This window comes from Streptomyces sp. URMC 126 (assembly GCF_051386555.1).
Taxonomy (GTDB): domain Bacteria; phylum Actinomycetota; class Actinomycetes; order Streptomycetales; family Streptomycetaceae; genus Streptomyces.
On record NZ_JBPQTX010000564.1, the window covers coordinates 1 to 2,092 of the forward strand.

The following is a 2,092-nucleotide window of genomic DNA, read 5'->3' on the forward strand; positions in this document are numbered from 1 at the left end:
CCCCCCCCCCCCCCCCCCCCCCCCCCCCCCCCCCCCCCGAAACGGTGAAAGGGCGGGACCGGGGCGCTGTCACCCCTCAGCCCTCCGCCAAGGACTTCGCGTCCCGCGCCAGCGCCGTGAGCCGTGAGATGGCTCGGAAGTACTTCTTCCGGTAGCCGCCCGCGAGCATCTCCTCGCTGAACAGTCGGTCGAACGGCCGCCCGGACGCCAGCACCGGCACCTCGCGGTCGTAGAGCCGGTCCGCGAGGACGACGAGCCGCAGGGCGGTCGACTGGTCGGGCACCGGCTCGACGCCGGTGAGGCAGACGGCGCGGACGCCGTCGCAGAGGGCGCCGTAGCGGCTGGGGTGGACCTGGGAGAGGTGGGCGAGGAGGGCCGGGAAGTCGTCCAGGGAGGCGCCTTCGACCGAGTGCGCCACCCGCTTGACGGTCTCGTCGTCGTAGGGCGCCGGGGCCTCGGGGAGGCCGCGGTGGCGGTAGTCCTCGCCGTCGATGCGCAGGGCGCGGAAGTGGGCCGAGAGGCCCTGGATCTCGCGGAGGAAGTCGGCGGCGGCGAACCGGCCCTCGCCGAGCTTGCCGGGCAGCGTGTTGGAGGTCGCGGCGAGCGCGACGCCCTGCTCGACCAGCTTGCCGAGCAGCGTGGAGACGAGGACGGTGTCGCCCGGGTCGTCGAGCTCGAACTCGTCGATGCACAGCAGCTCGTGGCCGCCGAGGGTGCGCACGGTCTGCTGGAAGCCGAGGGCGCCGACCAGGTTCGTCAGCTCGACGAAGGTGCCGAACGCCTTCCGCTCCGGGGCGGCCGGCGCCGCGTGCCAGAGGGAGGCCAGCAGGTGCGTCTTGCCGACGCCGTAACCGCCGTCGAGGTAGACGCCGCGCGGGCCGGCCGGGGCCGGCTTGGGCTCTCGCCGGAACCAGCGCTTCCGGCCGCTGCCGGCGGCCGGGGAGCCGAGCCCGGCGGCGAAGCCGGAGAGCACCCGGACGGCCTCGGTCTGGCTGGGCTGGTTCGGGTCCGGTATGTAGGTGTCGAACCGCACCGCGTCGAAGCGCGGCGGCGGCACCATCTCGGCGACCAGGCGCTCGGCCGGGACGTGCGGGGTGCGCGAGGTGAGCGCGACGGGCTGCTCGCCCGTCGGGCGGGCGTCTGGGGATGCTGCGGTGGAGGACGACACAACTCTCCAGCGTAGCCGCTGACGGGCACGGGGTGGCCGGGACCGGAGCGAGCCATGTCACACCCGGGGCGGCGAGCCGTGTCACACTGCGGCCTATGCGACGCCTGTTCCCCTCGCCCACCGCCCCCGCCGACCTCGAAGACCGCGAGTGGGGCCTCGGCGAACTGGCCGACCTCTACGCCTACCCCGCGTCCGTCGCCGAGGGACGCCCCTGGCTGCGCGCCAACATGGTCTCCTCGCTCGACGGCGCCGCCCACCACGAGGGCCGTTCCCAGCCGCTGTCCTCCGCCGCCGACATGCGGATCTTCGGTACGCTGCGCGCGCTCGCCGACGCCGTCGTGGTCGGCGCCGAGACCGTCCGGCAGGAGGGGTACCGTCCGGCGCGCGTCCGGGAGGCGTTCGCCGCCCGGCGCGCCACGCTCGGCCAGTCGCCCGCGCCGGCGATCGCGGTCGTGAGTGCCGGGCTCGACCTGGACTTCTCGCTGCCGCTGTTCGCCGAGCCGCTGGTGCCGACCCTGGTACTGACCGGCGAGGCGGCCCCCGCCGAGCGGCGCGACGCGGCCGCCGCGGCGGGCGTGGAGGTCGTCGTGGCCGGCGAGGGGAGGACGGTGGACGTGGCGCGCATACCGGAGCTGCTGGCCGCGCGCGGGATGCCGCGGCTGCTGACCGAGGGCGGGCCGCGGCTGCTCGGGCAGCTCACTGCGGCCGGGGTGCTGGACGAGCTGTGCCTGTCGCTCGCCCCGATGGTCGCCGCCGGGGTCGCGCCCCGGATCGCCGGCGGGCCTCCGCTGGAGGTGCCGCGGCGGTTCGCGCTGGCGTCGGTGCTGGAGCAGGACGGGTTCCTGTTCACCCGGTACCGGGCTGGAGAGGGCGGGGCGGAGCCGGCCGGGGTCTGACGGGGCCGGCGCAGCTTCTGTCTCTTAT

2 protein-coding genes are annotated in these 2,092 nt (G+C 75.7%); one reads left to right on the top strand and one right to left on the bottom strand.

Annotated features, from left to right (window positions below; all coding sequences use genetic code 11):
* Nucleotides 1-76: 76 nt before the first annotated feature.
* Nucleotides 77-1,168 (bottom strand): cell division protein ZapE, encoded by a 1,092-nt coding sequence (gene zapE / locus ACSNOK_RS32705; RefSeq protein WP_436784422.1) that lies wholly within the window; start codon nt 1,166-1,168, stop codon nt 77-79.
* A 95-nt stretch (nt 1,169-1,263) separates the two neighbouring features.
* Here zapE and ACSNOK_RS32710 point away from each other — a divergent pair, with 95 nt between their 5' ends.
* The gene (locus ACSNOK_RS32710; protein WP_436784423.1) at nt 1,264-2,064 is read left to right on the top strand and encodes a pyrimidine reductase family protein; all 801 of its coding nucleotides are present in this window, start codon (nt 1,264-1,266) and stop codon (nt 2,062-2,064) included.
* The last annotated feature ends 28 nt before the right edge of the window (nt 2,065-2,092 follow it).

Bases quoted from the DNA above. Each gene is read 5' to 3' on its own strand.
- ACSNOK_RS32710 (WP_436784423.1), top strand. From the start codon at position 1,264: ATGCGACGCCTGTTCCCCTCGCCCACCGCCCCCGCCGACCTCGAAGAC.